Origin of the sequence: Achromobacter sp. GbtcB20 (assembly GCF_019091095.1) — a bacterium.
Classification (GTDB): Bacteria; Pseudomonadota; Gammaproteobacteria; order Burkholderiales; family Burkholderiaceae_B; genus Achromobacter; species Achromobacter mucicolens.
In genome coordinates this window covers 1-618 of sequence record NZ_JAGXJZ010000156.1, presented here as the reverse complement: position 1 = coordinate 618, position 618 = coordinate 1, and the positions used below count along the sequence as shown (strand labels likewise).

1 protein-coding gene is annotated in these 618 nt (G+C 65.4%); it reads left to right on the top strand.

Annotation, left to right across the window (positions count from 1 at the left end):
* Window positions 1-618: ABC transporter substrate-binding protein (locus KVT32_RS28310; protein WP_217619229.1), on the top strand; the 618-nt coding region annotated here is incomplete at both ends.

Here is a 618-nt window from a genome sequence, read left to right as displayed (position 1 = left end):
CAAGCTGGCGGTCCAGGAGATCAATGCCAAGGGCGGCGTGCTGAGACGGCAATTGCAGATGGTCGAGCGCGACGACGAGGCCAAGCCCGAGCGCGGCGTGCAGATCGCCCAGGAGCTGATCAACAAGGAACGCGTCGCCGCCACCGTCGGCTACATCAATACCACCGTGGCCCTGGCCTCGCAGCGCTTCTACCAGAACGCGAAGATCCCGGTGATGAACAACGTCGCCACCGGCTCCGTCATCACCAAGCAGTTCGCCAACCAGCCGGACAACTACATCTTCCGCAACTCCGCCAGCGACACCATCCAGTCCGCGATGATCGTCGAGGAAGCCGTGACCCGCCGCGGCTTCAAGAAGGTCGCCATCCTGGCCGACTCCACCAGCTACGGCCAGCTCGGCCGCGAAGACCTGGAGAAGGCGCTGGAGCAGAAAGGCATCAAGCCCGTCGCCGTCGAAAAATACAACCTGAAGGACGTCGACATGACGCCCCAGCTGCTCAAGGCCAAGCAGGCCGGCGCCATCCAGGTCCACAACCAGCCGCTGCGCCAGCTCGCCACGCGGCATCTGGCCGGCTTCGAGGCGCTTGGCCGTTGGCGCGACCGCGGCCGCGACGTCTC